Below are 18,435 nucleotides of genomic sequence, written 5' to 3'. Positions count from 1 at the left end.
CTCTCTCCTCCTCCCATGAGCCCTTGTGGACAGCAAGCCTGCGGCTCCTCCTCCCATCGCAGGCTTCCTAACGACACCCGCCGGTCCTCCCCCGGCGGGTGTTGTCGTTTCGGGGATATGTCTTTCGCACCCGACTGGTTGTCGAAGCCCGTTCCGATCGGGCAGTCGATGCGGTAAGACAAGGGTATGACCAAGATCACACCCATTCACATTATCGGCGGCGGCCTTGCCGGCTCGGAAGCCGCTTGGCAGATCGCGCAGGCGGGCCAGCCCGTTATTCTTCATGAAATGCGTGGTGTCCGCGAAACGGACGCGCACAAGACCGATGCCTTGGCGGAGTTGGTCTGCTCCAACTCGTTCCGCTCGGACGATGCCTCGACCAATGCAGTGGGCGTTCTCCATGCGGAAATGCGCCTTGCGGGCTCGCTGATCATGCGATGCGCCGACGCGCATCAGGTGCCCGCCGGCGGGGCGTTGGCCGTGGATCGGGACGGTTTCGCCGAGGCCGTCACCGAGATTTTATCCGCTCATCCGCTGGTGGAAATCCGCCGCGAGGAAATCGCCGGCCTGCCGCCCGAAGACTGGGGCTCGACCATTGTCGCGACCGGGCCGCTGACGGCGCCCGCCTTGGCAGAGGCTATTCGCGATACGACAGGTGCGGATGCACTCGCCTTCTTCGATGCGATCGCCCCTATCGTTCATTTCGAGTCGATCGATCTGGAGAAGGCGTGGTTTCAGTCCCGCTACGATAAGGTCGGCCCCGGCGGGACGGGCAAGGACTATGTGAACTGCCCACTTGATCGTGATCAATATGAGAGTTTCGTCGCGCAGCTGATCGCCGGCGACAAAACCGAGTTCAAACAATGGGAAGGCACACCCTATTTCGATGGGTGTCTTCCCATTGAGGTGATGGCGGAACGCGGCGTCGAGACGTTGCGACACGGCCCGATGAAGCCGATGGGTCTCACCAACGCGCATCAGCGGGACATCAAGCCCTACGCGGTCGTCCAGTTGCGGCAAGACAACGCGCTCGGCACGCTCTACAATATGGTCGGCTTCCAGACGAAGCTGAAATATGCCGATCAGGTACGTATTTTTCGCAGCATTCCGGGCTTGGAGAATGCCGAGTTCGCGCGGCTGGGTGGCTTGCATCGCAACACCTACCTGAACTCGCCGACGCTTTTGGACGGGACGTTGAGGCTCAAAAGCCTGCCGCGCCTGCGATTCGCCGGGCAGATCACAGGCTGCGAGGGCTATGTGGAATCGGCCTCGATCGGTCTTCTCGCGGGCCGTTTCGCGGCGGCAGAAGCGCGCGGCGAGATCGTCTCGCCGCCCCCCGCGACGTCCGCGATGGGCGCTCTGCTCGGTCATATCACGGGCGGTCATCTCGTGACCGATGAGGAACCCGGCAAACGTTCGTTCCAGCCGATGAACGTCAATTTTGGTTTGTTTCCGCCGATCACCATTCCTCGCGAAGACGGAAAACGGCTTCGCGGCAAGGAGAAGACCATCGCCAAGAAAATGGCTTTGTCCGCACGTGCCCTGGAGCACTTCGCAGCTTGGCTGGCGAACACGTCCGAACCCGAATCCCTCTCCGAAGCTGCAGAATAGCTCGGCCATCCGGCATCGGTGGTTCCGCGAGTGCCGCCGGCGTCCGCCCAATCCTCAGCGCGCCGGTTCAGCGCCGGGCGACACATGCCACTGATCGGCGCGGATCAATAGTGTGGCGGTCAGCGCTGTGAGCCGTGGTGGCTGGCTCTCGTAGTTCGCGCGCGTGACATAAAGCCTGATCCCGCGCCCGTTCTCAGTACCTAGGTCGAGCACCAGAGGCTCGGCCACCGACACGCCCAGTTCGATCAGCCTGCGTAGCAACAGGCCCGTTTGGACATGGTCTGCGCGACCCTCGAAATGGATCGCCAAACGACGGCCATCGCTCTCCAGCTCAAGACGCCCTCGTCCAGTCTGCTCCTCGCCGCTCCCCGTTTGTAGATCGATCAGCGCGAGGTCATAGCCCGTCAGCGAAACAGCTTGGCCTTGCGGTGCGCGAAAGGAGCGGATCGGCGTCGGTTGCTCTGCTGGGCTGTCCCAGCCCAGCGCCTGAAACAAAACGGGAAGCGAAGACATCGAACCGTCCAGATGTTTGTCGGCGACCAACTGCGCGGGCAATGCTGAGCGAACCGCGTCCATACCTCCCACATCTTCCAGGATGGCAAGCCGCTCGCGGATCTCCGCGCGCCGACCGGGATCGCCCGTTCGCCAGACATCCACGCTCAAAGCACGAAGAGCCGATGTTTGGCTTCGTTCGACGCTGGCGATCATACTCCAGGGGCCGAAGCTGGAGGCGATCATGGCCGTCATGGGAATGGCGACCATCCAACGAATATCCCCTCGGGCGCGCGGGACGATCTGGATGAGAATGATGCCAGTGAAGGTCGCGATCCACAGGGCGGAGTAGTAGGTCGACGGTGTGAGGCCCCAAACATCCACCTCGCGCCATTGAGAGACTGCCAGGGTCGCAATGGGAGCGATCGTCACGCCAACCCAGTATCGATGGAAAAGCCGGGTCGACGTCGCACTGGTCGGCGCGAATGGGTCAGCGCCGATTCTCAGCATCAGCGCAAGGCTGCAGAACACGAAGAAAAGCCACCGCGCTTCACTCGCTTCCAAACCGCCCAAGAGCAACGTGCGAATGATGTAGGCGTGAAGCACCAACGCTGCGAGCCAGACGAGCGGCGCCAGAATCCAATCGAACAACGGCCGAATCGCCTTTGCCAGTCGATCGTCGGAACCTGAGATGACGGGGGACGGAGACACTTCGGGCACGCGACCGAGCGCGATCAGCGGTGCGACGAGCGTCAGCCCTGTCACGAGGACGTAGCGATCCGCGTTCTCGAAAAGATCGGTTTCGAACAAGGTTCGAACCATTTCCACGATAGCGTAGAGCCCGACGAGGAAAACGCAGGCGGACAGAAACGCGATAACGAGCCCGACCGCCGCCCAAAGACCGAAGCTCCAGAATTCGTCCGAGCCGCCGTGCCGGACGAAAGGCGCAAGTGGCACGGCGAACATCATGGCGGACGAGAGGCCGGCTAGTTGATAAGGTGAGACGTCGACGAAGAGGACGATCGCTCCGACACATCCAGCCGTCAGCATCGACAAGAGCAGACCGATCAGGCGCCCCCATCCCTGCCCTTCCGCCGCCAATGCGACGATTAACCCAGCCATTGCGGCGAGCGACAGTGCGGTCAAAAATAGGAGCGAACGGTCGAAACCATCGATTGAACCGGCCTCGAGATTGGACGCAACCGAGAAGGCCACGATCAACAAGGCAGGAATGGGGAATCTCTGAAGACCGGACGCGGCGTTATGGGCGAGACTACGACCGATGCCTGCGATGCGTCCCAGCATGATCGATCCTCAAACTCGGAACCAGCGATTCAGGGTAGCCATCCCGGTTCGAAGCGGACTGATGCAATGCCCTCTTCCGCTTTCAGAACCGGTTCCTTGTAATCACCTCAAGAGCGCATCTGCCGCCAGTAGAACCAAAGCCGTCGGAGAGCGCTCGGTTTCGCACCGGCCGTGATCGGAGCCTTGCCGACCCAGAGCGCAGGCAGAAGTGCCGGGCGGACGGAGACGGGAATGGATGCCCACTGATGCAGGACGCGATCGAGATGCTCTCGCGCGAACGCGCGCATGGCATCGCGGGCGCGCTCAGATCCGGCTCCACCTGCCAACCAAGTCGAGGCATCGATGCCGGTCGCGGCCAGAATATCGGTGGGCACGTAGACTTGGTGACGGTTGCGATGAATCGCCTCCGAGCGCAGCACGGAGATCGCGGTTTGGCCCACTCCGGCGTGGCCGCACGCGTCCGCCAGACGGGGCGCGGCCGAGCGATCGAGCACCATCGTCGCCATCATGATCAAGGCGGAAGACGTCTCTCCTGCATAGGCTTCGAAGTCGGCGCGCGACGGCATCGGGTCGTTGTAGAGGTCGAAAACCCGAGCCTCGAGATAGCGCTCGAACGCATCGAGCGGCAGGGCGTGTTCGCGAATCGTCGAGATCAGAGCCGTCGCGATCCGGGAGCCCTGAGCGGCGTCCTCCAAGGGTTCCTCACTCGCCAAGCGGTCGCGCCACCATTGAAGGCGGATTTCGCCGGGCAATGACTGCGATACCACGTCGCGAATGCGCAGCGTTTCGAGATGGAAGGCGTAGAGCGCAAACAGGTGCTTCTGCGCCGGCTTCGTGGCGAACCCCACCGCAACAGCACGATCGGGATCGCCGTCCTGAACGATTCGCTCACATTCGGCGTAAGCGGACAGTAGGCCGCCGGAAGGAGCTGAATCAGTCAACGGCGATCAGCGCCGCCGCGACCGGGCGTCCTTCCGCGAGCATGATATTGTAGGTTCGCACGGCGGCGCCCGTCGACATGGGATCGCAGGAGATCCCGGCCTTTCGAAACCGATCCAGCAAAGCCGGCGGAACACGGCGAATATCGCCGCCGGTGCCGTACAGGAAAAACCGGATATCCTCCGCTTCCTCGAACGCCTTCAGCAGCCTCGCGCCGCCGAAGGGCTCGTCCGCGTCAGCGGACCAGCCATAAATGCCGGACGGGAGACAGAGAATCGATCCGCGATGCGACATGTCGGCGAACCGGAAGCCGCCGTTCCCGTAGGCGTCGATCGGAGCGCGACGCGGATAATGCGCGTCGCGAATTTCGGGGTCGCTTGGCTCGGCCATGGATCAGGCCTTGCCGGAGGTCGACGGCGTCGAGCCGCCGACGGATTTCGGCTCGAGCGCATCGCTCTTGTCTCCGCCTCGGATCGTTTCCGGGCGAAGCTTGAAGTAGATCAGGACCGGCGCCGCGATGAAGATCGAGGAATAAACACCGACCAACACACCCGCCAGCATCGGCGCGACGAAGACGCGAATGACGTCTCCACCGAAGGCGTACAAGGCGACGAGGGCGAGAACGAGCGACACGGCCGTGAGCAGTGTGCGCGATAGGGTTTCGTTCAGAGAAAGATCGATGATGTCCGATATCGGCATCTTCTTGTATTTGCGTAGGTTTTCGCGAATTCGGTCGAACACGACGACCGTGTCGTTCAGCGAGTAGCCGACAATCGTCAAGATCGCTGCGATAGAGGAAAGATTGAACTCCAACTGCGACACGACCAAGAAGCCGATCGTCATCGCGACGTCATGGGCCGTCGCGAGCAAAGCACCGATGGCGAACTGCCATTCGAAGCGCAGCCAGACATAGATCGAAATCGCGAGAAGCGCGGCCCCGACTCCGAACACTGCCGCCCAGGCCAGCTCGCCCGACACGGTCGGACCGACCACCTCGACGCGCTGGAAATCATAGTCGTTGGCGAGAGCCGAGCGTACTGCGTTGACGCTGGCCTGCGGTGTTTGCGCGTCCTGGGGCTGCACTCCGAAGCGGACGAGAACGTCACTCGCGGCGCCGAACTGCTGAACCTGGACGTCCCCCTCGACAATGCCGGAGAGATCCTGACGAATCGCCCCGACGTCGGCCGTTCCATTCTTGGCGCGCAGTTCGAGGACCGTGCCACCGGTAAAATCGATGCCGAAATTCAGGCCGCCGACGAAGAGACTGCCGATCGACGCCAGCGACAGGCCGATCGTGATCGCGAAGGCCCAGCGACGAATGCTCATGAAGCGGATGCGCGTTCCATGCGGAACGAACGACACCCAGCCCTTCGGCACTTCCTTCGGGCGGCTATGACGCAGCCAATAGGACACCATCCAGCGCGTGAGCGTGAGTGCGGTGAAAACGGTCGTGAAGATGCCGAGCGCCAGTGTAATGGCGAAGCCACGCACCGGGCCGGATCCCAGGAAGAACAGAACGACGGCAGCGATCAACGAGGTGACGTTCGCGTCCATGATCGTGCCGAGCGCCTTATGGAACCCGGCATCGATCGACTGGACGACGGATCGCCCGTTTCGCCGTTCCTCCAGCAAGCGCTCGTAGATGAGAACGTTGGAGTCGACCGCCATGCCCATCGTGAGCACGATGCCGGCAATGCCAGGCAAGGTGAGCGTGGAGCCGAGCGCCGACAGAAGCGCCACGAGCAGGATGACGTTCACCAGCAGCGCGATGTTCGCAATCACGCCCAGGAACCCATAGGCCACGAACATGAAGACCACGACCAGCGCGCCGCCGATGATACCGGCGGCCTTGCCCGCCGCGATCGAATCGGCGCCGAGGCCAGGCCCGACCGTCCGCTCTTCGATGATGTCGAGCGTCGCCGGAAGCGCACCGGCGCGCAGCAGGACGGCTAGATCATTGGCGGATTGAACGGTGAAATTGCCGGAAATCTGCGCCTGCCCGCCGAGGATCGGCTCGCGGATATTGGGCGCGGACAGAACCTTGTTGTCGAGGACGATGGCAAACGGCCGCCCGACATTTTCCTGCGTCACCTGACCGAAACGCTGCGCGCCCCGGGCGTCGAAGCGAATATTGACGACCGGCTGGTTGGTCTGCTGCTCGAAACCGGCCTGTGCGTCCGTCAGGTTCTCGCCCGAAATCATGACCTGACGCTGCACCAAAATCGGATGCGGCTTGGTATCCGTCGTTTCGAGCAACTCGTCACCGGCCGGCAGAGGCTGCGCGCCACTCGCCACGGCTTCGGCCGAGTTATTGACGTCCACGAGGCGGAAGGTCAGACGCGCGGTTTGGTTGAGGAGGCTTTTCAGACGAGCCGGGTCTTGCAGGCCTGGAACCTGAACCATGATTCGGTCGAGGCCTTGGCGTTGAATCACCGGTTCGGTTGTGCCGAGTTCGTCAACGCGACGACGCACCACTTCGATCGACTGCGACACGGCGGTCGAGAGTCGATAATCGATGCCGGCATTCGTCAGCGCCAAGCGGTACGTGCCAGACTGCGGCTCGGTGAGGTCGGTTTCCGTGACCGATCCGCCGGCTAGAAGCCCGCTGGAAATTGGCGAGGTCAGGCCCTGCAAGGCCGTGCGCGCGGCCTGAGCCTGAGCGGGATCGCGCAGGGCGAACTGGATCGCACCATTGTTCTCACGCAGATTCGTGAAGCCGACATTGGCCGAGCGCAAGCTGACCTGCACGTCCTCGCGCAGGCTCTGAAGCCGATCGTTGATCAACGAAGCGCGATCGACCTCCAGAAGCACATAGGAGCCTCCCTGGAGATCCAGCCCCAGTGTCATGGGCTGTTTCGGCATGAAGGAGGGCAGACTGGCCCTCTGCTGTTCCGTCAGAAGGTTCGGGAGCGCGAACAGCACGCCCAAGAGAACGGCGAGCCAGATGAAGGTGGTCTTCCACCGCGAGAAATAGAGCATGGCGTTCCCGAACGACAATCGGAGCACCGGACCTTCTGGCCTGCGGCGCTCCGAAAATGCGGTACGGCAGAGTGATCTGCCGAATACGAAAATGGATCGGGACGACCCCGATCCGCTGACAGATTACTTCGAATTCGCCGCCGTGGGCTCGCCCTTCACGCGCACATCCGCGACCATGGACTGGAGCACCCGAATCTTGGTCTGCTCGGAGATCTGCACTTCCAGTTCGCCATTCTCCTGGACCTTGGTGACCTTGGCGATGATGCCGCCACCGGTGACGATCGTGTCACCACGACGAATATTGCGCAGCATTTCGTCTCGCTTCTTCGCCGCGGAGCGCTGCGGGCGAATGATCAGGAAATACATGATCGCGAAAACGGCAATGAACGGCAGAATGCTGATGAGGATGCTCTCCGGCCCCCCCGCTGCGGTGGCGGTCTGTGCGAAAGCCGGCGATACGAACATCAAGATCTCCCAACAAACGGAAAACAGGGCGCCCGGCCCTTCACAAGATGCGCGCAATATACGATCGGTCGAACCGATTGCAACACGCGCCGACCGGCGATGCCCGGCGGTATCCGTCTTTCCAGAGGTCAGCCCGTGACGTCCGAAACGGAACTTCTTTCTCTCCTGCGCCGTGCGGCGGATGCGCTGGAACGGCTCGCGCCGTGCGCGGCACCGCCCCTAGACCTGGAAGCCGCCGATTGTTTCGTCTTCGCACCGCCTTCTGGTTTGACGCCCGTACCCCGCGTCAATCGCGTGGATTTCGAACTGCTTCGCGGGATCGATCGCTCCCGTGACATTCTGCTCGACAACACGGAGCGCTTCGCAGCAGGGCTACCCGCCAACAATGCCCTTCTCTGGGGCGCGCGCGGCATGGGCAAATCCTCGCTGGTGAAGGCCGTGCACGCGAAGGTCAATTCGTCGCGAGGTGAACGTACGGCGCTGAAATTGATCGAAGTCCATCGCGAGGACATCGATGATCTTCCGCAGTTGATGACGATGCTTCGCGATCTGCCCTTCCCCATCCTGCTGTTTTGCGACGATCTGTCATTCGATCACGACGACACATCCTACAAGTCCCTGAAAGCGGCGCTCGATGGTGGCGTCGAAGGTCGGCCCGAGAACGTCCTGTTCTACGCCACCTCCAATCGGCGGCACCTCTTGCCGCGAAACATGATGGAGAACGAGCAGTCGACGGCGATCAACCCCAGCGAGGCCGTGGAGGAGAAGGTTTCTCTTTCCGACCGATTCGGTCTCTGGCTGGGTTTCCACAAATGCTCGCAGGACGACTATCTTGCGATGGTCGATGGCTACCTCGCCGCAGCGGGAATTGATCTGGAACCTGCAGAGATGCGACGGGATGCGCTGGAATGGAGCACGACCCGGGGCAGCCGATCGGGCCGCGTCGCCTATCAATATGTAACGGACCTCGCAGGACGCCTCGGGCGGTCCCTGACGCGTTAATAAGAACGCCGCACCGAGCTTCGATAAGCTCGGCGCGGCGTTCGATGACAATCGATGATCCGACGCTCAGCGAAGGTAGGTCATCGGGTTAACCGGCGAGGAGTCCTTGCGCACTTCGAAGTGGAGCATCGGGGCGTCGGCGTCCCCGGTCATACCAGCCGTCGCGATCTCTTGCCCCCGCTTCACGGTTGCGCCGCGCTGCACCTTGATGTCGTCAGCGTGTCCGTAAACCGTTACGAGACCATTGTCGTGCTTCACGAGAACGGTCTTGCCGAACTCCTTGAGCCCTTCGCCGGCATAGATGACCACGCCGTTTTCGGCCGCTTTGATCGGCGTGCCGCGCGGCACGGAGATGTTGAGACCGTCGTTGCGGCGCGAACCGACCTTGTCCCCGAAGCTCTTGATGACGCGACCCTGAACCGGCCAGCGCATCTGGTCGATGCCCGTACCGCTCGGGATCGACACGGTCTCCTCTTCGTCTTCTTTCGAAGCGGGTGCTGCCGGAGCCGCCGTGGCAAGCGCCGTGCTGGAAGCGCTGGGCGCCGCCGCAGGCTGCGCGGGGGCCTCATGCGCAACCTGCTTGGGCGCCGTCGCGACCGGAGCTGCCGCCGCAACCGGCGGAGTCGTAGCCGGTGCAGTCATAGCAGCCGCCGGCTTCGCCGAGGCCGCCTCGTGCGCCACGGGCGGCGCGGCGACGGGTGCCGGGCGCGAATGAGCCGGAGGGGAACGCGGAACGGCGATCGCGGCGGCCTGTGCCTGAAGCGTCGTCGGCGGGGCTCCGAGCGCGGCATAGCGCGTGTTGGCGGCCGGCTGCGCGGCTGCCGTCATGCTACCGCCCGCCGGAATCACCAGCTTCTGGCCAATCTTCACATTGTCGTCGCTCATGCGGTTCGCGGCCCGCAGGTCACTCGACCGTACACCGTGGCGGCGCGCGATACCCAGAAGCGAGTCGCCTGATGTCACGACATAGGTGCCGGCCGAGCCAGTCGAAGTAGGCGAAATGGCGCGGGACGCTTCCGTACGAGCGACTTCGGCGCGATTGACAGGCGAGGAAACCGGCTGGGACATGGCGGCCGCTGCCGCCGGGCGGATCGGCTCATAGGTCTCGTTGCCGCCGCTATAGGACGCGGCCGGCGGAGGCGGCAGGGCCGAGCGCGAAACGCGCGGCGTCGCGGCGGCGTAGGTGCGCGGAGCACCTGTCGTGCCTGCCCCGTAGGACGCGTTGGGCTGAACCTGCCCATAGGACGGGGCCGCCTCGGCCATAGCGGGCTGCGATTGGATCGGCGCCTTCGGTATGGCACCGGTATAGAAACTATCCTGCAAGCGCGTGGCGTCCGCGCTGCAACCAGCAGCCAAGGCGGCGAGCGCGATCAGCCCCGCCGAGCGCACAAGCCGAAACCGACTCTGATTCAACACGTCCGTCCGCATTGCAGTCCCCAAAAGCATTCGCCCAACCTGGGAACATTAGAGCGCGTTAATGTTACCCGAGGGTTAAACGCCGTCAGGTCAGCGATCGAATTCTTTAGAGGTAGCTGGCGACACCCGTCTCAAGCGGCTGGAGACGCGCGTGGAACAGCGTCTCCTCTTCGAAGCGACTGCCAAGGCGCTGATGACGGACGACCCGTTGAACATGGCTCGGATCGCCCAAGGCGCAGAGAAGAATGCCCTGAGAGGAGGTCTGCTCGACGAAATTTCGAGGCAGCATCTCGAACGAGCCATGAACGACGATGCGATCGAACGGCGCCTGGTCAGGATAGCCCGTCCGCCCGTCTTCTTTCAGATAGGTCACGTTGCCGATGCCGCAGCTTTTCAAACGATCCTGCGCCTTGGTCAGGAGCGTTTGGTAGCGGTCGAGCGTCAACACCTGCACGCAAAGCTTGGCCATAAGTGCCGTAATATAGCCGCTTCCGGTCCCGACCTCCAAAACCCGGTGCTCGGGTGCGATCTTCAACGCCGCAACGAGGCGTACCGCGTGGCGCGCGCCCGGCATGGATTGCCCGCAATCGATTGGAAACACCTTGTCGCAGTACGCGTCCTTCGCATCCTGCGGAACAAAGAGGCGTCGCGGCACGGACTCGACGGCCGTCAGAACGCGAGGCGTCATGCCGTCCACCGTTCGCACCGTCATCAGGAAAGCGGCCAATTGCTCACGATCAAGCATGGAGTTCAACATAGCGGATCAGCGGAAGAGATCGCGCATCTGCTCTCGCAGGGCGTGATGCGTCAGATCGAGATGAAGCGGTGTCACAGAGATCCGGTGGGCGTTGAGTGCACCGATATCGGACCCGTCCAGTTCGCCCCCCGCCTGGCGGCCGAACTTCAGCCAGAAATACGGGAAGCCACGACCGTCGAGACGCTCTTCAACGCCCAAGGCATAATCCAGCTTTCCCTGCCGGGTCACCTCGACGCCTTCCACAGCGTCGGGTTCCACAGCCGGAAAATTGACGTTGAAAAGCGTGCCGGCCGGCGCATCCACCGAAAGCAGGCGTTGTACGATCCGAGCGCCGTGTTGGAGCGCCGTGGCCCAAACCACATCGCGACCCGAGTTCGGGCGATAGGCCTGACTGAGCGCAATCGAGCGAATGCCGAGCATCATGCCCTCGATCGCGCCGGCGACGGTCCCGGAATAGGAGACGTCGTCGCCTATATTCTGCCCGGCATTGACGCCGGATAGAACGAGGTCCGGCGGCTCGGGCATCACATGCTTCACCGCCATGATCACGCAATCCGTTGGCGTACCGCGAAGCGCGAAGCGACGCTCCCCCTCCTGACGGAGCCGAAGCGGCGATGACAGCGTCAGCGAATGCGACAAGCCGCTTTGGTCCGTTTCCGGCGCCACGACCCACACATCATCAGAGAGCTGGCGTGCGATCTCTTCGACGATCCTCAAGCCTTCGGCATGAATGCCGTCGTCGTTCGTCAGGAGGATTCGCATGAGATCAGCGAGCCCCGATCCGCTCGAGACCACCGAGATAAGGTTTCAGTACCTCGGGAACGAGGATGGTGCCATCTTCCTGCTGGTAGTTTTCCATCACGGCGATCAAAGCCCGGCCAACCGCCGTTCCCGACCCATTCAACGTATGAACGAAGCGCGGCGCGGCCTTTTCCCCAGCCGGGCGATAGCGAGCGTTCATTCGGCGCGCCTGGAAATCTCCACAAACGGAGCAGGACGAGATCTCGCGGTAAGCGTCCTGTCCCGGCAGCCACACCTCGATGTCGTAGGTCTTACGGGAGGAGAAACCCATATCGCCTGTGCACAGCATCATCGTGCGGAAATGCAGACCGAGCTTGCTCAGCACGGCTTCAGCGGCCGCCGTCATGCGCTCATGCTCTTCCAACGATGTTTCCGGGGTCGTCACGGAAACCAGTTCAGCCTTGTAGAACTGATGCTGACGCAGCATTCCGCGCGTGTCGCGGCCGGCGGACCCCGCTTCAGATCGGAAGCTGGGCGTCAGGGCGGTGAAACGGAGCGGAAGCGCGGATTCGTCGGTGATCTCCTCCCGGACGAGATTCGTCAGCGACACTTCGGCCGTCGGGATCAGCCAGCGCCCGTCCGTGGTCTGGAACAGGTCCTCGGCAAACTTCGGGAGCTGACTGGTTCCAAACAGCGCCTCGTCTCGCACCAGCAAAGGCGGCGACACCTCTTCATAGCCGAACTCATGCGTGTGAGTGTCGACCATGAACTGACCGAGCGCGCGTTCCATCCGCGCCAGATCCCCCCGAAGCACCGTGAAGCGGGAGCCGGACATGCGGGCGGCGCGCTCGAAGTCCATGAGACCTAGCGCTTCGCCCAGTTCGAAATGCTCCTTGGGCTTGAAGGCAAAGGTCGGCTTTTCGCCTGTGCGCCGAACCTCGACATTGCCTGTTTCGTCGGTGCCGAATGGCACCTCGGGTAGCGGGACATTGGGCAGCGTGGCGAGCACGGCGTCGATCTCGGCATCGATCTCGCGCTCGAGCTTTTCGCCGTCCTGAATTTTTGTCTTCAGGTCGGCGACCGCGCGCATGACCTCGTCGACAGCTGCCGCGTCGCCGGACGCCTTGGCCTTGCCGATCTGCTTGGAGGCTTCGTTGCGCTGGCTCTGCCAATCTTGCAGAGCCTTGAGATGCTGGCGCCGCTTTTCGTCCAGGCGAAGAATGTCGGAGGCCGTCGCGGACGAGCCGCGACGTGTCAGAGCTTCGTCCAGAGCTTCCGCGTTTTCGCGGATCCATTTGATATCCAGCATCTTTTCCAGTCCGCTACAGGCGGGCCGGAACCGTCCGGATTACTCCGTGCCGGCTTCTCTGGCCGCCAGACGCACGCCACGTTTCTTCTCGATCATCCGCGCCGTGATGATGGAAATCTCGTAGAGAATGATGGCCGGGATCGCAAGACCGATCTGGGACATGGGATCGGGCGGCGTCAGCACCGCCGCCACGATGAAGGACAAGACGATCGCATATTTGCGCTTGGAGCGCAGACCATCCGCCGTCACGATCCCCGCCCGGACGAGAAGCGAGCAGATTACTGGCAGCTGGAACACGAGACCGAAAGCGATGATCAGGGTCATGATCAGCGACAAATACTCGGATACGCGCGGCAACAAGAGGATCGCCGCATCGCTTCCCTGCCCTGGCTGTTGCATGGACAGGAAGAACCACATCACCATCGGGGTGAAGAAGAAATAGACCAGCAGCGCTCCCAGCAGAAACAGGAGCGGCGTCGCGATAAGAAAGGGAATAAAAGCCGCGCGTTCGTCCCGATAAAGACCGGGTGCCACGAACTTGTAGATCTGGATCGCGATCACCGGAAAGGCGAGGAAGACGCCGCCGAAAGCAGCGACCTTCACCTGCGTGAAGAAATATTCCTGAGGGGCCGTGTAGATCAGCTCCACATTGGACGGGTCGAGCCCAGCCCAACCGCTGGCGATCTGGTACGGGACCACCAGAACGTTGAAGATGCCCTTCGCGAAGAAGAAGCAGATCAGGAACATCACGAAGAAGCCGGCGATCGACCAGATCAACCGACGACGCAACTCGATCAAATGTTCGATCAGCGGGGCGGACGATGCCTCGATGTCGGACTCGGAACGCTCGGTCACTGAATGCCTCCAACGGGCGTGCGCGAAGCCGAGGATTCGCTGGCCGTCGACGTTTCGGGACGAACCTGAATCGGCGTCGAGCTTGCATCCGTTAGGGGATAGGCGCTCCCATTCACAGCGGAATCGGGTTGAAGAACGGGCGCGGACTCCATCGGTACAGGCGATTGCGTCGGAGACGGAACCTTGGGTTCCGGCGCCTCCGCCGCCGCCTTGATGGACGAACGAATTTCGTCGCCAACCGCGCGGATCGGATTCATCGCCTTGCGAAGGTCGTTGCGCGGATCGAGATCACGCACATCCTTGGCGGTCTGGCGCAGTTCCTCCAACTCGGCCTCTTTCAAGGCCTCGTCGAACTGGCGGCGAAAATCCCCCGCCATACGACGCATTTGCGAGCTGACGCGCCCGAAGGTGCGCAGCATCTTGGGGAGATCCTTAGGACCAACGACGACGATCAGAACGACCGCAATTACTAGAAGCTCAAGTCCACCGATGTCGAACATGACGATCCCCGGAAGGCGAACGGCGGCACGATGCGTGCCGCCCGTCCCTTAGATGCGGGACTTCTCCGTGACGGAGTCGTGGGTCATGGCGTCGCCCTCGCGAGCGTCCAGAGAACGACGCTCCTGCGTGACCGGCGTTTCGTCGTCGGCCATACCCTTCTTGAAATTCTTGATGCCCTTGGCGACATCGCCCATCAATTCGGGAATCTTTCCGCGCCCGAAGAGAAGCAGCACGACGGCCAGAACGATGAGCCAGTGCCAAATGCTGAAGCTACCCATGATACGCCTCCATGGCGCGGGCAGGCCGCGCACCAAATTCAAACCGAACCCTCGGTCCTTTCAAACACGAAAGTCTCAACCGGATCAACGGCTACAAAGACATCGTGCACATTGTCGGCGAGTTCGCCAGGATGAAACCTCGCCCTGACGGGAGCGGACACCCCATCGACCGCGAGAAGAACCAGTTCCTCTCCGCCCAGGAAACGCCGCTCCAGAACGCGAGCAGACGTTCCCCCCGTCGAGGTCGCCAGTTTGACACCGGTCAAACGAACTGCAACGTCCATTTTCGTGCCATCCGATCGTGGCGAGTGTGCGACGATGCCCAGGGGCGTCGTCACTTTTCCTGCCTGCACGCTCCCTGCCAAGACATTGATCTCGGCCAAGAAACCGGCTGCAAAGAGGCTGGATGGATTGAGGTAGAGCTGTCTTGGCGTTCCCGTCTGGACGAGGCGCCCGTTCCGCAAAAGCGCGATCCGATCGCCCATGCGCATCGCCTCTTCCGGATCATGCGTGACGATCACGGCCGTCGATCGCGTTTGCGTGAGGATCGCCAGCGTTTCGGCACGCACCTCATCCTTGAGGCGACTATCGAGCCCGGAGAAGGGCTCATCCATCAAGATCACGCGAGGACGCGGCGCCAGAGCGCGGGCCAGGGCAGCCCTTTGTTGTTCCCCGCCCGACAGATGATGCGGAAACGAATCGGCGAGAGGCCCGAGCCGGACATGGTCGAGCGCAGCCTCCGCTCGGGCCTTGGCCTCCCGACGCGGAAGACCGGCAAGGCCGTAGAGTACGTTGTCGCGAAGTGTCTTGTGCGGAAACAGGGCGAAGTCTTGAAAGACCAGCCCGACGCCCCTTGCTTCAGGTGGCTCGTATCGTTCGGGGCCGGCAACCAGGCGATCCCCGATCCAGATTTCACCTCGGGTTTGCCGCTCGATACCCGCCGCCATCCGCAGAAGGCTGGTTTTGCCAGAGCCGGATGGTCCCAGCAGGCATAAGACCTTCCCAGCCTCCGCTTGGATCGATACGTCCCGCAGGATCTCACGTCCCCCGGCCTCGAAGGATAGATCGCGAAACGTAAGGGCGGATCGCCCCGCATGGATATCAGGAGCAGGGGTGTCCGCTGGAGCGACCGGACGCATGTGAAGTGTCATGTGTCGCGCTCCTCAGCCTCGCTCATCGACCGATCAGAACTTGATCGTCTCAGTCAATTAAAGCCGAAGCCCACTGCCCTCAAGCGAGAGTCGCCGTGAGTCTGGTGAACTCTTCGCGAAGCATCGGCTCGTCCAGAGCTTCCGGGGCGACGCGAATTACGTCCAGCGCCCGTTCCGCGCGCTCGCTGGCGCGTCCGCCCAGTTCGGGAACGCCGGCGGCCACTTGCACCATCTCTGTCATGTCGCCGTTGCAATGAAGCGCCAGATCGCAGCCCGCAGAAATCGCGCCTTTCGCCAGCTCGCCCATTTCGCCCTGTAGCGCCTTCATCGACATGTCGTCGCTCATCAACAATCCGTCGAAGCCGATCAGGCCGCGAATGATCTCGTTGATGACGATGGAAGACAGCGTCGTGGGATGCGCCGGGTCGAGCGCCTCAAACAGGAGATGGGCGGTCATTCCCGCTGGCAGATCGCGCAGATCGCGGAATGGCCGGAAATCGAAACCTTCCAGATCGGCGCGCTCCGCCGTTACGCGCGGCAGTTCCAAATGGCTATCGGCGTTGCCACGCCCATGCCCCGGTATGTGCTTCATGACGGGAAGAACCGCGCCCGCCATCAGGCCACGTGCGGCGAGTCCGCCGAGTTCGGCGACGCTGCCCGGATCGTCCGAATAGGCGCGGTCCCCGATCACCGAATGCGCGCCGGGTTGCGGCACGTCGAGACAGGGAAGGCAATCGACATTGATGCCGTAACCCTGTCGAAGGTCGTGTGCCAGCAGGCGGCCTTGAAGCCATGCGGCCCGCCTGCCCTTGTCGCGATCGGCAGCGTAGACCTGCCCGATCGTCGCCGAAGGCGGAAAGCGCGGCGAAAGCGGAGGCCGGAGGCGCTGAACGCGGCCGCCTTCCTGGTCGATCAAGACAGGCACGGTGTCGCGGCCGTCGAGGCTTTGCAACTCCGCCACGAGGTCACGAACCTGCGCAGCTTCGGAAATATTTCGACCGAAAAGGATATAGCCCCAGGGCCGCGCGTCCTGAAAGAAACTGCGCTCGTCGGCGGTCAGCCGAAGTCCGCTGCAGCCGGAAATCCAAGCCTTGGTTCCACTCATCGACACGTCCATAGGATGCAATTGCTCTGGAGCGGGCGCAGTCGGCCCGCCACTCCGAGGCGCGTGAACGCCGATCGTGAGACCCGCCGCGAGGCTCAGCGCGTCACGAAACAGCTTCCGCCGGCAGATTTCAGGCTGTCGCACAGGGATGCCGCCTCGCCCTTGGTCTTGGCTGCCACGCGAACGCGATAGAACGTTCCCTTGCCCGCGATCTCGGCCGACTTGATGCCGACATTGCGGCCGCCGATCACGCTGGAAAACCGCTTGGACAGGTTGGCCATCGATTCTTCGGCCAACGCCTGGCTCGGCTGCGAGGAAATCTGCACAAAGAACGCATCGTCGCTCGGCTGCGCTGGCTGAACCGACGCCACCTGAACGGGGTCGGGCTGCGGAGCGGCGGCCGGCATGGTCGGCGCAACAACTGCGGCAACCGGGGCCGCCGCGGCCGGCTTATGGGCGATCGGCGTCGAAGACGTCGGCAGCATGGCCGGCTGGCCGGCGATACTCGCCTCTTCGGCTGCAGGCGCGAGCGAGCCGTCCGGGCGCACCGTCAGTGTGCGAACCTTGCGCGGTTGGAGCGTCCCTTCTGCCGAGGCGACCTGCGCGCCGGGCGCCGGCGGCACTTCGGGCTCGGCATCCGATTCGCTCGGTAATGCGACATTCTCTCCGACCATGACGCCAGGAAGAGCGGCGGACGATGCGTCGTCGTTCTCCGAAATGTCGATCGGCTCTTCCATCGCGGTCACGAGCTTGCGCTGCGTCGGCGCATCGACCTTGGCGTTTCCGGCCGCAACGTGCTCGTAAACCGCCTTGTTCTGGTTCGGGATCGTTCGACCGCCCGTCTCCGCCGGAACGACCTTGTAGGGCTGAGCGTCGGCCTTGATCAGGATCGGTCCGTCATTGCCCGGCGCGAGCGAGCCGCCGCCGGTGTAAACCATCGTTCCAGCCACGGCGACCACAACGGTCGCGGCCATGCCGCCCATGACCATCGCGAACTTGCGCAAGCGCGACGGACGACGCACGTTGGCGGCGGCCTCTTCGCCATACCGATCATCGTGATAGCCGTATTCGTCTTCGTCATAGGCTTGTGGAGCGGGCTGCATCGCGGCCCATTCGCTGGCGATGAGATCGTCGAAATCATCCAGCGTCAAAGTCTGGCGGGTGTCGGACAATTGCTGACGCGGCGCGACATAGGGCTCGGGCTCGATTTCCCGAGCCGGCGCGAACGATTGTGTTTCCGTCGGATAACGATCGCGGGGGCGTGCAGGTTGGCTAAGATTGCGCAGGGCTTCCTGGGTCTCCGCGTTCACCGGTCGCGACGGGCGCCCCTGCGGCATGGGGGCGGCCACGCGATCTTCCGGCCCGAGAACGGGTTCATAGCCATGCGAACCCGCCCAATCCTGGCGGGCAGCCTGCGAAGAACCACGCCCCGACGAGCCCTCGACGGCGCGAACGAGATCCGCAAAAGGATCGCGATCGGCCGCGGAGAAATGGGCGTCCCTGTAGTCCTTCATCGCGCCGACCTCACG

Annotated in this window: 17 protein-coding genes; 2 read left to right on the top strand and 15 right to left on the bottom strand. The window is 62.7% G+C overall.

What is annotated here, in order from left to right; translation table 11 throughout:
- Positions 1-186 precede the first annotated feature (186 nt).
- Positions 187-1,611: a methylenetetrahydrofolate--tRNA-(uracil(54)-C(5))-methyltransferase (FADH(2)-oxidizing) TrmFO gene (trmFO, locus tag NS365_RS00155; RefSeq protein WP_058598254.1), complete on the top strand. Its 1,425-nt coding sequence runs from the start codon at positions 187-189 to the stop codon at positions 1,609-1,611.
- A 54-nt stretch (positions 1,612-1,665) separates the two neighbouring features.
- Here trmFO and NS365_RS00150 read toward each other — a convergent pair whose 3' ends face one another.
- The 5 genes from NS365_RS00150 to yajC form a co-directional block, all read right to left on the bottom strand.
- Positions 1,666-3,408: a DUF4153 domain-containing protein gene (locus NS365_RS00150; RefSeq protein ID WP_058598253.1), complete on the bottom strand. Its 1,743-nt coding sequence runs from the start codon at positions 3,406-3,408 to the stop codon at positions 1,666-1,668.
- A gap of 107 nt (positions 3,409-3,515) precedes the next feature.
- Entirely contained in the window at positions 3,516-4,349 is an 834-nt protein-coding gene (locus NS365_RS00145) for a phytoene/squalene synthase family protein (protein ID WP_275477542.1), read from the bottom strand.
- Complete coding sequence (locus NS365_RS00140) at positions 4,342-4,737, bottom strand: Mth938-like domain-containing protein (RefSeq protein WP_058598251.1); 396 nt, start codon at positions 4,735-4,737, stop codon at positions 4,342-4,344. The genes NS365_RS00145 and NS365_RS00140 overlap by 8 nt, the downstream gene beginning before the upstream one ends.
- A 3-nt stretch (positions 4,738-4,740) precedes the next feature.
- Positions 4,741-7,326: a protein translocase subunit SecD gene (gene secD / locus NS365_RS00135; RefSeq protein ID WP_058598250.1), complete on the bottom strand. Its 2,586-nt coding sequence runs from the start codon at positions 7,324-7,326 to the stop codon at positions 4,741-4,743.
- Positions 7,327-7,449: 123 nt separating this feature from the next.
- Positions 7,450-7,791, bottom strand: a complete 342-nt coding sequence (gene yajC / locus NS365_RS00130; RefSeq protein ID WP_058598249.1) for a preprotein translocase subunit YajC — start codon at positions 7,789-7,791, stop codon at positions 7,450-7,452.
- Positions 7,792-7,926: 135 nt separating this feature from the next.
- On the opposite strand from yajC, the gene NS365_RS00125 reads away from it, so the two are divergent.
- Positions 7,927-8,793, top strand: a complete 867-nt coding sequence (locus tag NS365_RS00125) for an ATP-binding protein (RefSeq protein ID WP_058598450.1) — start codon at positions 7,927-7,929, stop codon at positions 8,791-8,793.
- A 66-nt stretch (positions 8,794-8,859) separates the two neighbouring features.
- Here the strand turns inward: NS365_RS00125 and NS365_RS24850 are convergent, their stop codons facing one another.
- The 10 genes from NS365_RS24850 to NS365_RS00075 all read right to left on the bottom strand — a co-directional run bounded on the left by NS365_RS24850 (position 8,860) and on the right by NS365_RS00075 (position 18,420).
- Positions 8,860-10,209: a M23 family metallopeptidase gene (locus NS365_RS24850; protein ID WP_193753349.1), complete on the bottom strand. Its 1,350-nt coding sequence runs from the start codon at positions 10,207-10,209 to the stop codon at positions 8,860-8,862.
- 106 nt (positions 10,210-10,315) lie between these two features.
- Positions 10,316-10,954, bottom strand: coding sequence for a methyltransferase domain-containing protein (locus NS365_RS00115; RefSeq protein ID WP_193753348.1), 639 nt, complete (start codon positions 10,952-10,954; stop codon positions 10,316-10,318).
- A gap of 18 nt (positions 10,955-10,972) precedes the next feature.
- A complete protein-coding gene (surE, locus tag NS365_RS00110) occupies positions 10,973-11,728 on the bottom strand; it encodes a 5'/3'-nucleotidase SurE (RefSeq protein WP_058598246.1) in 756 nt (251 codons plus the stop codon).
- A gap of 4 nt (positions 11,729-11,732) precedes the next feature.
- Positions 11,733-13,016, bottom strand: a complete 1,284-nt coding sequence (serS, locus tag NS365_RS00105) for a serine--tRNA ligase (protein WP_058598245.1) — start codon at positions 13,014-13,016, stop codon at positions 11,733-11,735.
- Between the two features lie 39 nt (positions 13,017-13,055).
- Positions 13,056-13,871 carry a twin-arginine translocase subunit TatC gene (gene tatC, locus NS365_RS00100; protein WP_058598244.1) on the bottom strand — a complete coding sequence of 272 codons (816 nt, stop codon included), beginning with the start codon at positions 13,869-13,871 and terminating at the stop codon, positions 13,056-13,058.
- Positions 13,868-14,371, bottom strand: coding sequence for a Sec-independent protein translocase protein TatB (tatB, locus tag NS365_RS25255; protein WP_082684322.1), 504 nt, complete (start codon positions 14,369-14,371; stop codon positions 13,868-13,870). Before tatB ends, tatC begins: the two co-directional genes overlap by 4 nt.
- Positions 14,372-14,419: 48 nt before the next feature.
- The gene (locus tag NS365_RS00090; RefSeq protein WP_058598243.1) at positions 14,420-14,650 is read right to left on the bottom strand and encodes a twin-arginine translocase TatA/TatE family subunit; all 231 of its coding nucleotides are present in this window, start codon (positions 14,648-14,650) and stop codon (positions 14,420-14,422) included.
- Between the two features lie 38 nt (positions 14,651-14,688).
- Positions 14,689-15,801 carry an ABC transporter ATP-binding protein gene (locus NS365_RS00085; protein WP_244498315.1) on the bottom strand — a complete coding sequence of 371 codons (1,113 nt, stop codon included), beginning with the start codon at positions 15,799-15,801 and terminating at the stop codon, positions 14,689-14,691.
- Between the two features lie 79 nt (positions 15,802-15,880).
- Positions 15,881-16,906 (bottom strand): glycoside hydrolase family 3 N-terminal domain-containing protein, encoded by a 1,026-nt coding sequence (locus NS365_RS00080; protein WP_058598448.1) that lies wholly within the window; start codon positions 16,904-16,906, stop codon positions 15,881-15,883.
- 95 nt (positions 16,907-17,001) lie between these two features.
- On the bottom strand, positions 17,002-18,420 hold the full coding sequence (locus NS365_RS00075; protein ID WP_058598242.1) for an SPOR domain-containing protein: 1,419 nt from the start codon (positions 18,418-18,420) through the stop codon (positions 17,002-17,004).
- Positions 18,421-18,435: the final 15 nt, after the last annotated feature.

The sequence above is a fragment of the Aureimonas ureilytica genome, assembly GCF_001475935.1.
Taxonomy (GTDB): domain Bacteria; phylum Pseudomonadota; class Alphaproteobacteria; order Rhizobiales; family Rhizobiaceae; genus Aureimonas; species Aureimonas ureilytica_A.
The sequence above is the reverse complement of the archived record's forward strand: the minus strand, read 5'-3'. Positions and strand labels throughout refer to the sequence as shown.

What these genes read in the sequence shown, in the direction of transcription:
- surE (WP_058598246.1), bottom strand. Translation starts at nt 11,728, where the DNA reads ATGCGAATCCTCCTGACGAACGACGACGGCATTCATGCCGAAGGCTTG.
- trmFO (WP_058598254.1), top strand. Translation starts at nt 187, where the DNA reads ATGACCAAGATCACACCCATTCACATTATCGGCGGCGGCCTTGCCGGC.
- NS365_RS00090 (WP_058598243.1), bottom strand. Translation starts at nt 14,650, where the DNA reads ATGGGTAGCTTCAGCATTTGGCACTGGCTCATCGTTCTGGCCGTCGTG.
- NS365_RS00075 (WP_058598242.1), bottom strand. Translation starts at nt 18,420, where the DNA reads ATGAAGGACTACAGGGACGCCCATTTCTCCGCGGCCGATCGCGATCCT.
- NS365_RS00115 (WP_193753348.1), bottom strand. Translation starts at nt 10,954, where the DNA reads ATGCTTGATCGTGAGCAATTGGCCGCTTTCCTGATGACGGTGCGAACG.
- tatB (WP_082684322.1), bottom strand. Translation starts at nt 14,371, where the DNA reads ATGTTCGACATCGGTGGACTTGAGCTTCTAGTAATTGCGGTCGTTCTG.
- NS365_RS00150 (WP_058598253.1), bottom strand. Translation starts at nt 3,408, where the DNA reads ATGCTGGGACGCATCGCAGGCATCGGTCGTAGTCTCGCCCATAACGCC.
- serS (WP_058598245.1), bottom strand. Translation starts at nt 13,016, where the DNA reads ATGCTGGATATCAAATGGATCCGCGAAAACGCGGAAGCTCTGGACGAA.
- secD (WP_058598250.1), bottom strand. Translation starts at nt 7,326, where the DNA reads ATGCTCTATTTCTCGCGGTGGAAGACCACCTTCATCTGGCTCGCCGTT.
- NS365_RS00080 (WP_058598448.1), bottom strand. Translation starts at nt 16,906, where the DNA reads ATGAGTGGAACCAAGGCTTGGATTTCCGGCTGCAGCGGACTTCGGCTG.
- NS365_RS00085 (WP_244498315.1), bottom strand. Translation starts at nt 15,801, where the DNA reads ATGACACTTCACATGCGTCCGGTCGCTCCAGCGGACACCCCTGCTCCT.
- yajC (WP_058598249.1), bottom strand. Translation starts at nt 7,791, where the DNA reads ATGTTCGTATCGCCGGCTTTCGCACAGACCGCCACCGCAGCGGGGGGG.
- NS365_RS00140 (WP_058598251.1), bottom strand. Translation starts at nt 4,737, where the DNA reads ATGGCCGAGCCAAGCGACCCCGAAATTCGCGACGCGCATTATCCGCGT.